The sequence below is a fragment of the Streptomyces sp. NPDC014907 genome, assembly GCF_055562975.1.
This window is the reverse complement of record NZ_JBVHEG010000005.1, coordinates 163443-182537: the sequence shown is the minus strand read 5'-3', so window position 1 is coordinate 182537 and position 19095 is coordinate 163443. Positions and strand designations below refer to the sequence as shown.

The 19095-nt window shown below is 73.0% G+C and carries 10 protein-coding genes; 7 read left to right on the top strand and 3 right to left on the bottom strand.

The genetic code is table 11. The annotated features are described in order from the left end of the window. Positions 1 to 21 precede the first annotated feature (21 nt). Positions 22 to 2406 (top strand): glycoside hydrolase family 3 N-terminal domain-containing protein, encoded by a 2385-nt coding sequence (locus tag ACZ3IL_RS15985; RefSeq protein WP_467390723.1) that lies wholly within the window; start codon positions 22 to 24, stop codon positions 2404 to 2406. 58 nt (positions 2407 to 2464) lie between these two features. On the opposite strand, the gene ACZ3IL_RS15980 is transcribed toward ACZ3IL_RS15985, so the two are convergent. Together ACZ3IL_RS15980 and ACZ3IL_RS15975 are read right to left on the bottom strand one after the other, a co-directional pair. Beyond that, a complete protein-coding gene (locus ACZ3IL_RS15980) occupies positions 2465 to 3499 on the bottom strand; it encodes a LacI family DNA-binding transcriptional regulator (protein WP_467390721.1) in 1035 nt (344 codons plus the stop codon). Positions 3500 to 3604: 105 nt separating this feature from the next. Then, on the bottom strand, positions 3605 to 6985 hold the full coding sequence (locus ACZ3IL_RS15975) for an RICIN domain-containing protein (RefSeq protein ID WP_467390720.1): 3381 nt from the start codon (positions 6983 to 6985) through the stop codon (positions 3605 to 3607). 722 nt (positions 6986 to 7707) lie between these two features. Here ACZ3IL_RS15975 and ACZ3IL_RS15970 point away from each other — a divergent pair. Then, the gene (locus tag ACZ3IL_RS15970) at positions 7708 to 9132 is read left to right on the top strand and encodes a family 43 glycosylhydrolase (protein WP_467391335.1); all 1425 of its coding nucleotides are present in this window, start codon (positions 7708 to 7710) and stop codon (positions 9130 to 9132) included. A gap of 105 nt (positions 9133 to 9237) precedes the next feature. Here ACZ3IL_RS15970 and ACZ3IL_RS15965 read toward each other — a convergent pair whose 3' ends face one another. Then, positions 9238 to 11544, bottom strand: a complete 2307-nt coding sequence (locus ACZ3IL_RS15965) for a beta-L-arabinofuranosidase domain-containing protein (protein ID WP_467390718.1) — start codon at positions 11542 to 11544, stop codon at positions 9238 to 9240. A 1413-nt stretch (positions 11545 to 12957) separates the two neighbouring features. Between ACZ3IL_RS15965 and ACZ3IL_RS15960 the strand changes: the two genes are divergently transcribed. From ACZ3IL_RS15960 to ACZ3IL_RS15940, 5 genes are all read left to right on the top strand, one after another. Then, positions 12958 to 13950, top strand: a complete 993-nt coding sequence (locus ACZ3IL_RS15960; RefSeq protein ID WP_467390716.1) for an ABC transporter substrate-binding protein — start codon at positions 12958 to 12960, stop codon at positions 13948 to 13950. Between the two features lie 68 nt (positions 13951 to 14018). Continuing rightward, a complete protein-coding gene (locus ACZ3IL_RS15955; protein ID WP_467390714.1) occupies positions 14019 to 15578 on the top strand; it encodes a sugar ABC transporter ATP-binding protein in 1560 nt (519 codons plus the stop codon). Continuing rightward, on the top strand, positions 15575 to 16690 hold the full coding sequence (locus ACZ3IL_RS15950; RefSeq protein ID WP_467390712.1) for an ABC transporter permease: 1116 nt from the start codon (positions 15575 to 15577) through the stop codon (positions 16688 to 16690). Before ACZ3IL_RS15955 ends, ACZ3IL_RS15950 begins: the two co-directional genes overlap by 4 nt. Then, the gene (gene yjfF, locus ACZ3IL_RS15945) at positions 16687 to 17694 is read left to right on the top strand and encodes a galactofuranose ABC transporter, permease protein YjfF (protein ID WP_467390710.1); all 1008 of its coding nucleotides are present in this window, start codon (positions 16687 to 16689) and stop codon (positions 17692 to 17694) included. The genes ACZ3IL_RS15950 and yjfF overlap by 4 nt, the downstream gene beginning before the upstream one ends. A 129-nt stretch (positions 17695 to 17823) precedes the next feature. Further along, complete coding sequence (locus ACZ3IL_RS15940; protein WP_467390708.1) at positions 17824 to 18909, top strand: aldose epimerase family protein; 1086 nt, start codon at positions 17824 to 17826, stop codon at positions 18907 to 18909. Positions 18910 to 19095: the final 186 nt, after the last annotated feature.

Below are 19095 nucleotides of genomic sequence, written 5' to 3'. Positions count from 1 at the left end.
CCATCCCCCGAGGAGTCGCGCATGACCACCACCACCCCGGACCACGACCTGCCGGACCACGGCCTGCCGGACCACGGAACCGGCCCCCTGGACGACGGCGACCGGCCGTGGAACGACCCCGCCCGGCCGATCGGCGAACGCGTCGAGGCACTGCTCTCCCGCCTCACCCTGGAGGAGAAGGTCGCCCAGCTGAGCAGCGGCTGGGAGGACGTCGAACCCGCCGGCCCGGAGGTCGCCCCAGGCACCAGCCTCTTCGCCCCCGTCGGCGACCTGACCGGGACCGCCCGCCACGGCCTGGGACAGCTCACCCGGCCCTACGGCACCGTGCCCCGCCCCGCCCTGGAACACGCCCGCGTCCTGGCCGAACGCCAGCGGCAGATCATGGCGCAGAACAGGTTCGGCATCCCGGCGATGGCACACGACGAGTGCCTGACCGGCTTCACCGCCTACGGCGCCACCATCTACCCCACCTCCCTGGCCATGGCCGCCACCTTCGACCCCGGGCTGATCCGCCGGGTCGGCGGCGCGATCGGCGCCGACATGGCCGCCGCGGGCGTCCACCAGGGCCTCGCCCCGGTCGTCGACGTCATCCGCGACTACCGCTGGGGCCGCTGCGAGGAGACCTACGGGGAGGACCCGCACCTGGTCGGCGAGATGGGCGAGGCGTACGTACGGGGCCTCCAGGACGCGGGCGTGTACGCCACGCTGAAGCACTTCGCCGGCTACTCCGCCTCCATGGGCGGCCGCAACCACGCCCCCGCCCGGATCGGCCCCCGCGAACTGGCCGACGTGATCCTGCCGCCCTTCGAACGGTGCGTCGCCGCGGGCGTGGGCTCGGTGATGAACTCGTACGCCGAGATCGACGGCGAGGCGCCCGCCGCCAGCCGGTGGCTCCTGACGACCGTCCTGCGCGAACGCTGGGGCTTCGAGGGCACCGTCGTCTCCGACTACTGGTCGCTGCCCTTCCTGGCCGGCGCGCACCGGGTGGCGGCCGGCCTGTCCGACGCCGGAGCACTGGCCCTCAGGGCGGGCATGGACGTCGAACTGCCCGACCAGCGCGGTTACGGGGACACCCTGGTGGCCGCCGTGCGCGCGGGAGCGGCCGACGAGGCCGACGTCGACCGGGCCGTGCGCCGGGTGCTGCGCCAGAAGGCCGCGCTCGGCCTCCTCGACGCGGACTGGGACCCGAGGCCGCCCGCACTGCGCGCGGGCGAACTCGACCTGGACAAGCCGGAGAGCCGCGCCCTCGCCCGCGACGTCGCCCGCTCCGGCGCCGTGCTGCTGTCGAACGACGGCACCCTGCCGCTGCCGTCCGCCGGCCGGATCGCCCTGATCGGCCCGTGCGCCGACGACGTACGGACGATGTTCGGCTGCTACAGCTTCCCCAACCACGTCCTGTCCCAGCGCGACGACCTCGGCGACGGCGTCGAAGCCGTCTCGCTGCGCGACGCGCTGGCCGCGGAACTCCCCGGCGTCGAATGGGACTTCCTGCCGGGCTGCCCGGTCCGCGAACCCGACCGCTCGGGCATCGGGGCCGCGGCACGGGCGAGCGCGGCGGCCGACCTCACCGTCCTGGTCGTCGGCGACAAGCCCGGCATGTTCGGCATCGGCACCTCCGGCGAGGGGTGCGACGTCGAGGACCTGCGGCTGCCGGGCGTCCAGGAGGAACTGGTGGAGGCCGTGCTCGCCGCCGGCACCCCGGTCGTCCTGGTGGTCAGCAGCGGCCGGCCGTACGCCGTGGGCCGGTTCGCCCCCGACGCGGCGGCCATGGTGCAGGTCTTCCCGCCGGGGGAGGAGGGCGGCCGGGCGGTCGCCGAACTCCTCGCCGGGAACGCGGACTTCACCGGAAAGCTGCCCGTGCAGATACCGTTCTCGCCCGCCGGGCAGCCCTACACCTACCTCCACCCGCCGCTGGGCGACCGGCAGAGCGGGCTGTCCAACCTCGACCCCACGCCCACCTTCCCCTTCGGGCACGGGCTGTCGTACACCGCGTTCGAGGTCGGCGGACTGTCCGTGGACCGCGAACGGGTGCCCACCGACGGGGAGTTCACCGCCTCGGTCCGCGTGCGCAACACCGGCGCCCGCTCCGGCACCGAGACGGTCCAGCTGTACGTCACCGACCCGCTCGCGCAGGTCACCCGGCCGGTGCGGGCCCTGCTGGCCTTCGCCAAGGTCCGCCTGGAACCGGGCGAGGAGGCGACGGTCCGCTTCGGCGTCCACACCGACCGCCTGGCCTTCACCGGCCTGGCCGGACGCCGGATCGTCGAACCCGGCGAGATCCTGCTGTACGCCGGCTCCTCCAGCGCCGACACCCCGGCCGAAGCGGTGGTGAACCTGACGGGCGGAGAACGGGACGTGCCCGTCGTCCGCCACCGCACCGTGCCGGTGACCCTCGACCGGAGCTGAACCGGCCCCACCGCCGGAGGGCGGCCGTCCCCGTGACGGCCGCCCTCCGGCGTTCCCCTCAGACGCCGTGCGTGGGCGCGGCCGTCGAGGTCCTCAGGACCAGCTCCGTCGCCAGCTCGATGCGGGACGAGGCCGGCGGCCGGCCGTCGGCCATCTGGAGCAGCACCCGGGTCGCCTCCCGCCCCAGCTCCTCGAACGGCTGGCGGACCGCGCTCAGCGGCGGACTGGCCATGGCCGCCACCAGGGTGTCGTCGAACGACATGACCGCCACGTCGTCCGGGACGCGCAGCCCCCGCCGCCGGGCCGCCTCCAGCACGCCCAGGGCCTGGGCGTCGCTGGCCGCGAACACGGCCGTGGGCGGCCGGTCGGCCGCGAGGATCTGCGAGGTGGCGGCCAGCGCCTCGTCGTAGTCGAAGTCGGTCGAGCGCACGAGCGCCGGGTCGTAGCCGATGCCCGCCTCCTCCAGCGCGGCCCGGTAACCGTGCAGACGGGCCGCCCCGGCCAGGGAGTGGGAGCGCCCGGCGACCATGCCGATCCGGGTGTGCCCGAGGCCGACGAGGTGCTGCACCGCGTCCTTGGCCCCGCTCCAGTTCGTCACCCCGATGCTCGGGATGTCCGCCGACGGGGCGCTCAGGGGGTCGATCAGCACCACCGGCAGCCGCTCCTCGACGATGCGCCGCTGGTCCTCCTCCGCCAGCATCGAGATCACCACGATCAGCCCGGCGGCGCCCAGCGCCGCGGCCTCTTGCAGCCACTGGGAGACGGACCGCCTGCCGGTGGTGCCGGTCACCACGTGGATGCCGAGGTCACCGGCCGCGTCCACGATGCCCCGGGCCACCTCCAGGGTGTACGGGCCCGACAGGTCCCGGAACACCGCGACGATCTGCCGGGGCACCTCGGGATTCCGCTCCCACGGACGGACGTAGCTGTGCCGCGACAGCAGTTCCTCGACCCGGGCCCGGGTCGCCGTGCCCACGTCGCGGCGCCGGTGCACCACCTTCGAGACGGTGCTGAGCGACACGCCCGCCTCCTGCGCGATGCTCGTCAGCAGCCCGTGCCGGGCCTGCGGCCGCCCCTTGTCGTACACAGTCACTGCCCTGCCTTCTCCACCGGCTCCGCACCGGGCGTTCCGCCGTCAGCCAACAGCAGCGGGCGCCGGTGGACAAGCCCCCGGCGCCCGGCGTCCGAAAGACACTTTCTAGCCCCGGCTCCACCGCTGGCCGGCGCTGCCGAGTGCCGTCCACAGGTGGACGGGCGAGCCGTCGGCGGTCTTCGACCCGGCGACGTCGAGCACGAGGCCGTTGGAGCGGTTGGCCACCGAACCGTCCAGCCGGAACGACCACTTCTGGCTGGTCCTGCCGTTGCAGGTCCACAGGATGACCCTGGTGCCGGGGGCGGTCCGGTCGGCCTCCGCCGCCAGGCACCCGCCGGCCACCCGCAGTTCGCCCGCGGCGGTCGCCGTGATCCTCTGGCCGGTGCCGCCGACGCAGTCGCGGATCTGCGCCTGGGCGCCGGTCCGCCCGCCGGGCACGTCCAGGCAGCGTCCGGAGGCGTCGCCCCTCAGCGTGAAGGAGGAGGCCGTCGGCAGGGGGTCCGGGACCGGCCGCCACTCCTGCGCGTCGTCCGCGGAGGGGTTCCCGGAGGCGTCGACGGCCGTCTCCACGGTGACGGCCCCGCCCGCCGTGGCCCCGGTGACGTACAGGCCGTTGTCCGCCGACCTGATCCGGTAGTGGCCGTCCGTCGTGGCGACGAGCGTCCACCACTTGTCGGCGCCACCGTCGTCGACCCACTGGGCGAGCTGCCGTCCGGCGGTCGCGGCGCCGCCCCAGATGCCGGCCGCGCGGCCACCGGCCTTGTTCAGCAGCGTCACCTTTCCGCCCTTGTCGGTCAGGTGCCAGCGCTGCGTGTCGTCGGCCGGGGCCACCGGGTTCGTCACGAGGTCGGGGACGCCTCCGGTGAGGTCGGCGTCCTGGGTCCTGCCTCCCCGGGGACTCAGGGCCTGGCCGGTGCGGCGGTTCACCAGCGTGTAGTAGGCGCCCTCGGAGTGCCCGAGGTCGACCTCGGCGTACTTCACGGGGCCGATGCTTCCGCCGGTCCACGCGGCCTGGAGGATCAGGACCCGTCCCGTGCCCCCGACGTGCTGGAGCGCACGGCTGTAACCGGCGGCGACCGGGGTCCGGTACTCCTTCCAGACGCCGTTGCTCCTGCCGGACTCGTTCATCCAGACGGCGCCGCTGTGACCGGCGTTGTAGACGATGCGCCCGTCGGGCAGCGCCACGAGCACGGGGCTGCCGCCCGTCGCGAGCGGGCTGCCCCCGGAGGGCACGGGCAGCGCGGTGACCGCGTCGTCGCGTCCCGCGCGGAAAGCCAGCGGATCGTCCGCCGTCCGGTACCGGGCGGTCGGGCCCCCGCCCCAGTACTCGTACGTCAGGAGCCACTTGCCGTCGGTGGTCGGCGCGACGGTCGTCATCCCCGGGCGTCCGCCGCCGATCAGCGACTTGTCGCCGACCCGCACCGTCGCGCCCGGCACGTCGACCACCGGGGCGCTCCACGACGCGGCGGTGCCGTCCCAGGTCCTGTGCGCGAGGATCTGGTGGCCGGGCTCGGCCGCCGTGTCGTTGTCCGGGTCGGGGACCGGCACACCGGTGGCGGCGTCGTGGCCGGTGAACTCGTTCTCGTCGGAGTAGTAGGCGATCAGCCTGCCGCCGAGGGCGTACAGGTGGGGCTCCCAGACGGGGTCCTGCTGCCGGTGGGTGTTGGCGGCCGAACGGTTCGTCCCGCCGCCGCCCTGCCAGCCGCCGGCGGCGACGATGTTCTCGAAGCTCCAGGTCGCGCCGTCGTCGGTGCTGGCGTACAGGGCGATCGACACGTCCGAGCGGTCCCCGTCGCCGGAGGGCTGCCAGCCGGGGTCGGCGGCCTTCCGCTCGCGGTAGTAGTGGTCGTCGCCGGAGACGACGCTCGCGAGGAGCAGGGTGCCGGCCCTCAGACGGCCCACGTCGTGGGGGAGGACGTAGAGGAAGGGATTGGTCCAGTTGCTCGTGTACTTCGCGTACCGGGGGTCGTCCGTCATGCGGGCGGGCGCCCCGACGTCAGTGAGCTTCTGCCAGGTCGTGCCGTCGTCGTCGCTCTTGTACAGGGGGATCGTCTGCCCCACCGGATCGCCCTGGCTGTTCTCGAAGGCCGCCACGATCCTGCCGCCCGGAAGCTGGGCCGACTTCGGGTACAGGACGCAGGGCCGCTTGTTGCACGTGGGGTTCTCCGCCACGTACAGGTCGGACGGACTCGGCTGGTACGCCGACGCGTTCGGCGCGGGGGCCAGGGCGAACACCGCCCCGACGCCCACGGCCGCGGCGGCCGTGAGAGCCTTCCGTATCGAATCCGGCATCGGCTGCGACTCCTCGGGGAATGCCGCGCGTCCGGGGAGGCCGTCCCGCCGGCCCGGACGCACGGGAGGGACGCCTCGCGGGGCGAGGCGGAACGTCTCCGGTGCCCACGCGGGGGCGCGGTGCGCCCCGGGCCGTGAGCCGGTTGGTGGAAGTATCGGCACGCGGCATCCCCGTGTCACCGGTCGGCTCACGAAACAGTTTCGGACTCCGTCGTGCGCGGGAGTTGACGGCACGGACCTCGCGGACCCCGGCGTTCCGGTCTCCCGGGTCCCGGCCTTCCGGTCTCCCTGACCACGGAGTTCCGGTCTTCCGGACCACGGAGTTCCGGTCTTCCGGACTTCGGCGTCCCGATCTCCCGGACCCCGGTGTTCCGGCCTCGCGGCGAGCCGGCGGGCGGCGGTGGGGACGGTGCCGCGGCGGCGCTTTCCGGTACGGCCCGGCCGGAGTACGGCCCGGCCGGGACCGGTGCGTACCCCGGCCGTTCTCAGCCGCCGTCGCAGTCGCGGCCGGGGATGTCGTAGGCGACGAGCGTGGGCGTACGCCGCCAGCGCCATCATCGGGCAGCTGACGAGGAAGAGCAGCCCCGCCGCGCGAAACGCCCTGCCGCCGTCGTGCGGGGTCTCGATGCGCGACCCGATCCCGGTCTGCATCAGCACACAGAAGAGGGAGTTGACGGCGAACAGCGCGGCCACCGTCCAGCGTGGCGCTTCGGTGTGCTCGGAGATCCAGATCGGCAGGAGCAGCGAGACCACCGGATACTGCGGTCCCATGGCTCCGTAGAGGGCGGTGAACGCGAGGAAGGGACGATCCGCGAAGACCGGCCGGCGCCGCTGCCGCGGCGGCGCCGCCAGGACCGGACAGCGGGGCAGCAGGAGCAGAAGCACCGCGCACAGGGCGAAGCTCGCCGCGTTGCCGAGGATCAGCGTGACGTAGGCGCCGCGGGTGTTCGCGGCCGGCGCCAGCCCCGCACCCGCCGTTCCCAGGACGACGCCCAGGTTGACGAACGTGCGCAGCCTGGCCCGGAAGAGGACCGGGCGATCACTCCCGACCCTGACCACCAGCGCGCCCCACGCCGCCCCGCCGGCCGCCGAGGCGATCTGGTCGACCGTCGCGACGACCGTGAGCGCGGCCCGGCTCTCGACGAGGACGAGGGCCGCCATCGACACCGCCTGGACCGTGAGGGCCGAGATCATGATCGTGCGCGCTCCTCACCGGCCGGCGAGATGCCCGCCCGGTATCCCCGCGCACAGGCCGATCACTCCGGCGATGTACCGGTAGTTGACCGCTCCGTCGGCCCGGACGAGGAGGGTTCCGCCCCCGGAGGTCCTGTCGTCTAGGGATCGTTTGACGGCGGGCGTGACGGACGTCCAACGGGCCGGTGCGATCCGGGGGTTCACGGCGGCCCGGACCGGCCGCTGTACCGGTGTTCCCCGCGGCCGGTATCGCGGCGAGGGCGTACGGCGGGAATCTCGTGCGCACCGGTTACGGTGTCCTTCGCTCGTGGTGGGGAGCCGGACGCGGGCGCCCCTCGGTCTCCGGACGGCACCCGCCGTCTCCGCGGGGATGCGGGTCGCCCCCTTCGTTCGGGTTGCTTTCCACCATGGTGTGAGCGCTCACATAAGCGCTCACTCTTTCCCCTGTGGAGGTCGCGTTCCCGCTCTTCCCACCCACCCCGCCGATCCCGTCCCGCCCGCCTGCCGGAGGCGGTTTCCCGGAGGCGTATCGGTGCGCACTTCGTGCAGACCTCTTGCCTTCCATGATTGTTAGCGCTCACACTTCCGTAGCGCCACGACCGGTCCGCCGTACGCCGGGCCCGTCCCGGTCCGGGAACCGCCCGTCCGGCGACCGCCGCCCCGCCCCCTCCCGAAGGAAGCGAACCATGAGGTCTGAACCCAGCCGCCGCACAGTGCTCGGCATGATCACCGGCTCGGCCGCCGCCGCCCTCGCCGGGGCCCTGCCGGGCACCGCCCACGCCGCCGTGCCCGCGTCCCCCGGGGTGACGTACACGAACACCCTCGTCGAGCAGCGCGCCGATCCGCACATCCGGAAGCACACCGACGGCTTCTACTACTTCACCGCCACCGTGCCGGAGTACGACCGCATCGTCCTGCGCCGCGCCACCACGATCCAGGGGCTCTCCACGGCCCCCGAGAGGACCATCTGGACCCGGCACGCCAGCGGCGCGATGGGCGCCCACATCTGGGCACCGGAGATCCACTTCATCAACGGCAGGTGGTACGTCTACTTCGCCGCCGGTGACGCCGGTGACGTCTGGAAGATCCGCCCGTACGTCCTGGAGTGCGCCGACGGGAACCCGGTCACGGGCACCTGGACGGAGAAGGGCCGCATCGCGCTGCCCCTGGACACCTTCTCCCTGGACGCGACGACCTTCGCCGTCAACGGCGTCCGCTACCTCGCCTGGGCGCAGAACGACCCGGCCGTCGGCCCCGGCACCAACATCTACATGGCGCGGATGTCCAGCCCGTGGACCGTCACCGGCACGCCGGTCATGCTCAGCCGGCCGACCGCCCCGTGGGAGACCGCCGGGAACCAGACGGTCAACGAGGGACCGGCCGTGATCCAGCGGAACGGCAGGGTCTTCATGACCTTCTCGGCCAGCGCCACCGACGCCCACTACTGCGTGGGCCTGCTGACCGCGTCCGCCTCCGCCGACCTGCTGAACGCGTCGTCCTGGACCAAGAGCGCCGGCCCCGTCTTCGCCAGCAACCCGGCCACCGGCCAGTACGGCCCCGGGCACAACCAGTTCACGGTCTCCGAGGACGGGAAGTCCGACCTCCTCGTCTACCACGACCGCGGCTACAAGGACATCAGCGGCGACCCCCTGAAGGACCCCAACCGCCGCACCCGCGTGCAGAAGATCTACTGGCGGGCCGACGGCACGCCCGACTTCGGCATCCCGGTCGCGGACGGCCCCACCCCCGTCCGGCTCTCCTCGTACAACTTCCCCGACCGGTTCGTCCGCCACTGGGAGTTCCGCGCCAGGATCGAACGGGACGTCTCCCCGCTGGCCGACTCGCAGTTCCGCGTCGTCACGGGACTGGCCGGCAACGGCACCGTCTCCCTGGAATCGGCCAACTTCCCCGGCCACTACCTGCGGCACAGGAACTTCGAGGTGTGGCTGGAGAAGGACGACTCCACGGCGCTGTTCCGCGGCGACGCCTCCTGGACCGCCCGGCCCGGCCTCTCCGACCCGGCCGGGGTCTCGTACGAGTCGGCCAACGTCCCGGGCCGCTACATGCGCCACTACGACAACCTGCTGCGGGTCCAGGCCCTCACCACCGCGACCGACCGGGCCGACGCCACCTTCCACACCCAGTGAGCCGCGGCTGACCGGCCGGCGGGGGCGGCGCACCCGTGTGCCGCCCCCGCCGGTGTCCCCGCTCCCGGCCCCCGTACCGGCCGGTCCGGGGCCGGTACGGGTGTGTCAACCGCGCACGACGCGCCACCGGTTGTCCGCGGTGCCGTCGTCCGCGTCCTGGACCGCGAGGGCGCCGACGGCGGTGGAGCCGTTCTCGATGGCGAGAAGCCCGCCGCTGTGCACGTTGCGGATCTTGAAGGTGCCGTCGTTCTGGTCCAGCAGGGTCCACCGGTGGTCGGCGGTGCCGTTGTCCGCCCACTGGAGGACGGCGGCACCGGCGGCCGTGGACATGTCGAGCACGCCCAGGACCTTTCCGCTGTGGGAGTTGCGGAACCGGAAGGCGTCGCCGTCCGCGATCATCTGCCAGTCGTGGTCGGCGGTGCCCGAGTCCGTCCACTGGAGCGCCCGGCCGCCGTCCGCGGTGGACATGTCCCGGATGCCCAGGACGAGACCGCTGCCCGCGTTGACGAGACGGACGGTGGGGACGGTGCTCCAGTAGACGGTGTAGTTGTGGCCGTGCGCGTCGTGGAACGGGCCGAGGGAGACGGCGGAGCCGTTCGCGGTGGCGGTGAAGCCGAGCGGGGCGGAGCCGGTGCGCCGGATCGAGGACGGGTCCAGCGACGGCGGGGAGCCGAGGGTGGTGGTGCCGTAGTCGCCGGACAGGACGACCGGGCCGTAGGTGATTGCGGCGACGGTCGGGTCGTCGTCGGCCGGACGCAGGACGACGCGCATGGGCAGGCGCACGGTGACCGTGTCCCCGGGGGACCAGGCGCGGGTCAGGGCCGCGTAACCGCCGGGCGGGGTGGCGATGTCCTGGAGGACGCCGTTGACGCGGACGGTGGCTCCGTCGGTCCAGCCGGGGATGCGGACGCGCAGGGTCCAGGTGCCACCGGCGTTGCCGGTGACGCGCAGGGTCGTGGTGTCCTCGGCGGGGTACGACGTGGTCTGGGTGACGGTGATGCCGCGCTGCGTCCAGGTGAGGACCGACGGCACGAAGAGGTTCACGGTCAGCGTGGTGCCCGAGTGGAAGTAGACGGAGTCCATCAGCCGGGTGTGCATCTCGAGGCCCGTGCCCTGACAGCACCAGAAGGTGGTGTAGTCGGTGCTCCAGGTGCCTCCGCCCCAGGCCGGGCCCACGCCGCGCCGGCCTCCGGGGTTCAGGGGCGTGAAGTAGGTGACGTGGCCGTGGGGGTCGGCCGGGTTCTGCTGGCCGATCATGTGGTTCAGCCACGCCTGCTCGTAGTAGTCGAACAACGCGGCCCGGTCCGGCGTCAGCGCGAACAGCTCCCGGGTGAGGGTGAGCATGTTGACGGTGTTGCAGCTCTCGCACGTGTCGTGGCGCAGGTAGGAGGCGATGGCGTGCGGGGCGCGGAAGTGCTCCGCCTGGCTGTTGCCCCCGATGGCGTACGTGTGCGTGCCGACGCAGATGTCCCAGGCGTGGGTGGCGATGTCCCGGTAGCGGGTGGTGCCGGTCGCCTTGTAGGCGCGGACGGCCCCGATCCACTTCGGTACCTGCGTGTTGGCGTGCAGTCCGGCCAGCCTGTCCTGGTTCGCCGCCAGCGGGTCGAACACCGCGGCGTGGTCGAACCGCCGGGCGACGGCGAGCCACCGCTCCTCGCCGGTCTGCTGGTACAGGTCGGTCAGGACGGCGTTCATGCCGCCGAACTCGGTCTCCAGGACGGCCTGCATCTGCGCGGTGCTCAGCCGGCCGGTCCGCCGGTCGACCCAGCCGGCCAGGGCCAGCAGCACGTCGCGGGCCCGGGTGCCGCCGATGTGCCGCCACACGTCCAGCAGACCGGTCATCGTCTTGTGGACGGTGTAGTACGGCACGTTGCCGTTGGACAGCGTCCCCGCCTCCAGGGCGGCGAAGTCGGCCTCGGGGTAGCCCGACAGGTATCCGGCGCCGAACCCCGCGGCCGCGTTGTTGGCCTGGCACCGGGCCAGTTCCTCCACCATGTGGAGGGCCTTGTCCCGGCACACGGTGTCCCCGGTCACCGCGTACAGCTGGGCCCACGCCGTGAGGAAGTGGCCCTGGACGTGGCTGCGGAAGGGAAAGTCGGGAGCTTCCCACCCACCGGTGGGGGCGGCGCCGGCGGTGGAGATCCGGTGGTTGGCGCGGAAGTTGTACAGGAGCCGGTCCACGTCGACGAACCGCAGGTACGCGCGGGTGCGGTTCTGGTTGTCCAGCCAGCGGCTCTCGGTCAGCCGGACCTGGCCGAGGGCGAAGGGGGAGGCCAGGGTCCCGATGTCGGACCGGGCCGGGGGGACGGCCGCCCTCGCGGCGGAACCGCCGAGGAGGGGCCCCGCGGCGGATGCCGCTGCGGTGGCTCCGGCCAGTTGGAGGAGGCGTCGTCTGCTGACGGATGAGGACATGGTGCACCTTTTCTCGTGGGTCTTCGCGGGTTGTCGCGAGGGTGTGGGGGCCACGTGCCGGAAAGGGGTCCTGGCGGGATCGGGGGAGGGGAGGGGGAGGGGAGGAGGAGAGGGGCCGGCCGGGGCGTACGGGGCCGTCCGCTCGGCAGGCGCCGGACCGCAGTCGGTGGCTTCGGTGGCTTCGGTGGTTCCGGTGATCCGGGCGGATTCCCGGATCACCGGATGGCTCCGGGGCGCCGGTCCGGACGGGACTTCCGGGTGGTCCCGTGGAAGCGGCGCCGCGGGCGGGGACGGCGGTGCCCCCACCGGTGTCGGGGCGTGGGCGTATGCGACGGGCCTCGTGGGGGCGTACGGCGTCCACCGTCCGCCGTGCGGGGCGGCGGAAACGGTGGCGGAGCCGGAAACGGGTGCGGCGGTCGTGGCGGCGGTGAAGGGAACGGAGGCGGGGAGGGGGGCGGAAACGGGGGCGGAAACGGGTGCGGTGCCCGGACGGGGGAGCGAACCGGCGGTCCGGCGGCCGTGGGCGGGGTTCTGCCCGACCTGCTTTTCCCGTCGTCCGTGCCGACGCCCGTGGTTCGTCCCGGCGGCCGGAGCCGAAGCCGGAGCCGGCGCTCGGCGCGGGCGGGGGGTCCCGCTTCGGGAACGCCGCCGGCCCCCGGCCGTCACGGACGTCACCGGGCGCGCCACGGACGACGGACGTCCGGGTTCCTTCCCGGGCCCCCCGTCCCGTCCGCAGAGGTCGCGGAAGCAGCGGAGGACGAGGAAACCGCGGAGGGCGAGGAAACAGCGGAGGACGAGGAGGACCAGGAAGGCGAGGACGTCACGGAAAGCGCGGAGGCCCCGGACGACGGACCGCCCGGTCGCCCGGGTCGTTCCGGTCGTCCCGTGCGCGGTCCGGTGCCGGCGCCCGGCGTTCACGTCGCGGTGGTCGTGGTCGTCGTGGTCGTCGCGGTCGGGGGTGACGCATGGCCGACGTTTCCTCCTCCTCGCCTGCACGGATGACGGCACTGAGTGTTAACGCTCACATCAGTTAGGTCAATACTCGGCGCACGGCTACCGAAGGGGAGGCGTCGGAAGAGGGGCGCTCCGTTCCGTTCCGGGCCCGTCGCCCCGTCGGGGAGGAGAGGGCCCTGCGGGCGGCCACTTGATCCGACTGGTTGTCGAACCCCCCCTCGTCGGCCCGGGTCGTTGATCCGGGCCCGCATATCAAGAACGGGTAACGGTCGTGCAAGCCCTTGAGTTACGCCAGTGTTAGCGCTCACAATGTGTCGCATTCGCCACCCCGTCGGACGTCGGGACCAGCGCTTCACCCGACGTGCCCGCCGTCACCGTTCCACGCACAGCCCCACCCCGCCGGGTCCGCCGCCTCAGGGCTCCACCTGGTGCAACGCACGTTTCGAGAGGAAACACGACATGTCCCGCAGAGCCCTTCGCATCATCGCCGCCGCCGCTCTGGCCGGCAGTGTGCTGACCGCCTGTACCACCGAACCCGTGAAGACCGGCGGCGCCGGCAAGGGCTCCTCCGACGGAAAGCTGGTGCTCGGGTTCGCCCAGGTCGGAGCCGAGAGCGGCTGGCGGACCGCCAACACCAAGTCCGTGCGCGAGGCGGCCGAGAAGGCCGGCTTCACGCTGAAGTTCTCCGACGCGCAGCAGAAGCAGGAGAACCAGATCAAGGCGATCCGCACCTTCATCCAGCAGAAGGTGGACGTCATCGCGTTCTCCCCGGTCGTGGAGTCCGGCTGGGACACCGTCCTCAAGGAGGCCAAGAACGCCGGAATTCCGGTCATCCTCACCGACCGCGCGGTCGACTCCCAGGACACCTCCCTCTACCGGACCTTCCTCGGGTCCGACTTCGTCAAGGAGGGCCAGGAGGCCGGCAAGTGGCTCGTGAAGGAGTACGGGTCCGCCTCCGGGCCGGTCAACATCGTCGAACTCCAGGGCACCACCGGCTCCGCGCCCGCCAACGACCGCAAGGCCGGCTTCGCCGAGGCCGTCAAGGGCGACCCCAAGTTCAAGATCGTCGCTTCCCAGACCGGTGACTTCACCCGCGCCAAGGGGAAGGAGGTCATGCAGGCCTTCCTCAAGTCGCAGAAGGACATCGACGTCCTGTACGCCCACAACGACGACATGGCCCTGGGCGCCATCCAGGCCATCGAGGAGGCGGGCAAGAAGCCGGGCACCGACATCAAGGTGATCTCCGTCGACGGCATCAAGGACGCCTTCGTCGCCATGCAGGAGAAGAAGATCAACGTCGTGGTCGAGTGCAACCCGCTCCTCGGCGACCAGCTCATGGAACTCGCCAAGAAGGTCGCGGCGGGGGAGAGCGTCCCGCGCCGGGTCGAGGTCAAGGAGGGCGTCTTCACCCAGGACCAGGCCGCGGCCGCCCTGCCCACCCGGCAGTACTGATCACCCGCCCGCACCCGGCCGGGGACGGCCCTCGCGCCGTCCCCGGTCCCCTCAGGAGAGGAGGGCGGATGGCAGCCCCACCCACCCCCCGCACACCCACCCACACCGGCCGGCCGGTCCTGGAGGCCCGCGGCATCCGCAAGTCCTTCCCCGGGGTCCTCGCCCTCGACGGCGTGGACCTGCGCCTCTTCCCGGGCGAGGTCCACGCCCTGATGGGCGAGAACGGCGCCGGCAAGTCCACCCTCATCAAGGTGCTCACCGGGGTCCACCCGCCCGACGGCGGAACCGTCTCCGTCGACGGCGACGCACAGCGGTTCGCCGAACCGCTGGACGCGCAGCACGCCGGGATCAGCACGGTCTACCAGGAGGTGAACCTGTGCCCCAACCTCTCCGTCGCCGAGAACATCCTCATCGGCCGTGAGCCCCGCCGCCTGGGCCTGATCCACTGGTCGGCCCTCCACGAGCGCGCGGCACGGCTCATCACCGAACTGGAACTCGACCTGGACGTCGGCCTGCCGCTGAGCGCCCACTCCATCGCCGTCCAGCAACTCGTCGCGATCGTGCGCGCCGTGGACGTCAAGGCGAAGGTCCTCGTCCTCGACGAGCCCACCTCCAGCCTCGACCGGGACGAGGTCGCCCAGCTCTTCGCCCTGGTGCGCCGGCTGCGCGACCGGGGCGTCGCGATCCTCTTCGTCACCCACTTCCTCGACCAGGTCTTCGACCTGTGCGACCGGGTGACCGTCCTGCGCAACGGACGGCTCGAGGGCGAGTACCGGATCGACGAGCTGACCCCCGTCACCCTGGTCCACCGCATGGTCGGCAGCGAGCTGAGCACCCTCGACGAACTGGCGGAGTCCTCCCACACGGGCGCCGCCGCCTCCGGCGCCGCGGACGCCCCCTTCCTGAGCGCCCGCGGACTCGGCCGCGCCGGCTCCATCCAGCCGTACGACCTGGACATCCACCGCGGCGAGGTCATCGGCCTCGCCGGACTCCTCGGAGCCGGACGCACCGAGGCGGCCCGGCTGCTCTTCGGGGCCGACCACGCCGACGAGGGCGAGCTGCGGATCGACGGCGACCGCGCCGTGCTGCGGACGCCGCGCGCCGCGATCGCCCGCAAGATCGCCTTCTGTTCGGAGAACCGGAAGGCGGAGGGCCTGATCGGGGAACTCACCGTCCGCGAGAACATCGTGCTGGCCCTCCAGGCCGCCCGCGGCTGGATCAAGCCCCTCTCCCGCGCCCGGCAGGACGAGATCGCCGCCCGGTGGATCGAGACCCTGGACATCCGTCCGGCCAACCCCGAGGCACAGGTCCGCAACCTCAGCGGCGGGAACCAGCAGAAGGTGCTGCTCGCCCGGTGGCTGCTCACCGATCCCGAGCTGCTGATCCTGGACGAACCCACCCGGGGCATCGACATCGGCGCCAAGACGGAGATCCAGAAGCTGGTCACCCGTCTGGCCGCCGAGGGCACCGCCGTCCTCTTCATCTCCGCGGAACTCGAGGAGGTGCTGCGGCTGAGCCACCGGGTGGGCGTACTGCGCGACCACCGGCTCGTCGCCACCCTCGACAACGACCCCTCCCTGACGCCCGACCGGATACTGGGCGCCATCGCCACCGGAGCCACCTCATGACACCACCCGACGACACGGGCGCCGCGGCGCGCCCGGCCCGGACGGCCGGCGCCCGGCGGCTCACCGAGCACCGGCTGTTCTGGCCCGCCGCCGTCCTCGCCGCCCTGCTGCTGGGGAACGTCGCCCTCACCCACGACTTCTTCGCCGTCCGCGTCCAGAACGGGCACCTCTACGGCAGCCTCGTCGACATCCTCCAGTTCGGCGCCCCGCTGGTCCTGGTGTCGCTCGGCATGACCCTGGTCATCGCCACCCGGGGCATCGACCTCTCGGTCGGCTCGACGGTGGCCATCGCCGGCGCCCTCGCGTGCGAGCACATCGCCACCGCCGGGGACCCCGGAAGCGCGGGCACCGTCACGTCGGCGATCGTGATCGCCCTCTCCGTCGCCGCCGCGATCGGGCTGCTGAACGGCTTCCTCGTCGCCCGGCTGGGCGTCCAGCCCATCGTCGCCACGCTGGTGCTCATGGTCGCCGGGCGCGGCGTGGCCCAGCTGATCACCGACGGACAGATCATCAGCGTGTCCAGCAGCGCCTACAAGATGATCGGCGGCGGGTACTGGCTCACCCTCCCCTTCGCCGTCCTGCTGGCCGCCGCCCTCGTCGCCGTCACGTCCCTCGTCACCCGGCGGACCGCGCTCGGCATGCTCATCGAATCGGTGGGCGGCAACCCGGTCGCGAGCCGTCTCGTCGGCATCAGGGCGGGCGGGCTCCTGGTCATGGTCTACGTCGTCAGCGCCGTGTGCGCGGCGGTGGCGGGCCTGATGATCAGCTCCAACGTCTCCAGCGCCGACGGCAACAACGCGGGCCTCTGGATCGAGCTGGACGCCATCCTGGCCGTGGTGATCGGCGGCACCGCCCTCACCGGCGGCCGCTTCTCCCTCGGCGGAACGGTCCTGGGCGCGCTGATCATCCAGACCCTCTCGACCACGATCTACACCCTCGGCGTACCGCCGGAGACCACCCTCGTCTTCAAGGCCCTGGTCGTCATCGTCGTGTGCCTCGTCCAGTCGTCCGCGTTCCGCGCGCGGCTCTCGCGCCGCCGCGCACCGGCCGTCCCCGGGAAGGCCCCGGCCGCCGGCGACACGGGAGCCCGCAAGCAGGAGGTCCACCCGTGAGCACCACCCTCGCCTCCCTCACCAGGCCGTTCCACCGGCTCTCGGCCCGGCACGCCACCCGTCTGCCGCTCATGGTGACGGCCACCCTGCTGATCGCGATGTTCTCGGTCGGCTCCCTGCAGTACGAAGGCTTCTTCTCCGCGCAGGTCCTGCTCAACGTCCTCATCGACAACGGCTTCCTGCTCGTCGTGGCGATCGGCATGACGTTCGTCATCCTCACCGGCGGGATCGACCTGTCCGTGGGCTCCGTGGTGGCCCTGTCGACCATGCTGACGGCCTGGCTCGTCGAACAGAACGGCCTCCCGCTCGCCCTGGCCGTGCCCCTGGTCCTGCTGGTGGGCGCCGGCGGCGGCGCGCTGATGGGCTGGGTGATCCACGCCTTCGAGATCCAGCCCTTCATCGTGACCCTCGCGGGCATGTTCCTCGCCCGCGGCCTCTGCTACATGATCAGCACGGAGTCCATCTCCCTCACCGACCCGACGACCACGCGGATCGCCCAGACCCGGGTCCTCCTGCCCGGCGGCCTGTTCGTCTCGCTCGGGGTGGTCGTCGCCCTGGTCGTGCTGGCGCTCGCCTTCGTCGTCCTGCACCACACCCGTTTCGGCCGCACCGTCTACGCCCTGGGCGGCAACGAGTCCTCGACCCGCCTCATGGGCCTGCCCGTGGGACGCACCAAGATCGCGGTCTACGCCGTGAGCGGTCTGTGCTCCGCCCTCGGCGGTCTGCTGCTGACGTTCTACATGCTGTCCGGCTACGCCCTGCACGCGGTCGGCATGGAGCTCGACGCCATCGCGGCGGCCGTCATCGGGGGGACGCTCCTGACCGGAGGGTCCGGCTTCGTGCTGGGAACCGCGCTGGGCGTGACGGTCCTCGGCCTGATCCAGACGGTCATCAGCTTCCAGGGCACGCTCAGCTCGTGGTGGACCCGCATCGTCATCGGCGGCCTGCTGTTCGTGTTCATCCTCCTGCAGCGCCTCTTCGGCGGCTCCCGGCCGGCCGGGTAGGACTCCCGCCGGACACCGGCACCCAGCTCCCCCCGCATCGAGACACCGCACACGACCGTGCCCGGGCAAGGGGGTCGGACACGCGTCCGGCCCCCTTCCCGGCCGTTCCCGTCCCGGACAAGGAACCCCATGAACCCGCCCCCGCCCTCCTTCACCGGAGGCCCACCGATCTGCCGGCCCGACGCGGAGTCCGGGCAGCTGTGGACCTTCGGCTTCCCCGACGGACTCGTGGCGGAGGTGCACACCCGCGGCGCCCGCCTCCACGCGCTGTGGGTGCCCGACCGGCACGGCGTCCCTGCCGACGTCGTCCTCGGCCCCCGCGACCCGGCCCGGCCCGTCCCAGCGGCCCGGTACTTCGGCGCCACCGTCGGCCGCTACGCCAACCGCATCGCGCACGGCCGGTTCACCCTGGACGGGAAGACCCACCGGCTGACCACGCAGGAGAACGGCCACTGCCTGCACGGCGGAACCGACGGCTTCGACAACCGGGTCTGGGAGGCCGAGAGCGTGCACACCCCGGAGCGCACCGGCGTGCTCCTGCACCTCCGCAGCCCCGACGGCGACCAGGGGTTCCCGGGGAACCTGGACGTCACCGTCAGCTGCCTCGTCGGCCGGAACGCCGAACTGACCTTCTCCTACGCGGCGGTCACCGACGCCGCCACCCCGGTCAACCTGACCAACCACGCCTACTTCAACCTGGAGGGGGAGGGCGCGGGCGACGTCCTCGGCCACGAACTGGCCGTCGACGCCGCCCACTACACGCCGGTCGACGCGGACCTCATCCCCAGCGGGCCCCACCGCCCCGTCGCCGGTACGGTGTTCGACCTCCGCCGGCCGCTCGTGATCGCCGAGGCGCTGGCCCGTCCCGGCCTCCCGTCCGTGGACACGGGCGGCGGGTACGACCACAACTTCGTCCTCACCCCCCGAGAGGGCGACGGGACCCTCCGCCGGGCCGCCGTCCTCCACGCACCGGCCGCGGGCCGGCGCATGGAGGTGCTGACCACCGAGCCGGGCCTCCAGGTCTACACCGCCGGGCAGTTCGACGGGACCGTCGTCGGCAAGAGCGGCACGCCCTACCGGGCGGGCGCCGGCATCGCGCTGGAGACCCAGCACTTCCCCGACTCCCCGAACCGTCCCGGCGACCCCTCCCCGGTGCTGCGCCCCGGTGAGGAGTACCGGTCGAGGACGGTCCTGCGGTTCGGCCACCCCGGCTGACCGGGGCTTCCCCGCCCCCGGCCGACCGGGGCGGGGAACGACGACACGGCCGTGGGGGGGGGGGGGGGGGGGGGGGCGGGGCGGCCGCGGGCGGGGGGGGGGGGGGGGGGGGGGGGGGGGGCCCCCCGCGGGGGGGGGCCCCCCCCCCGGGGGCGGGCGCCCCGCCCCCCCCCCCGCAGCCCCCCC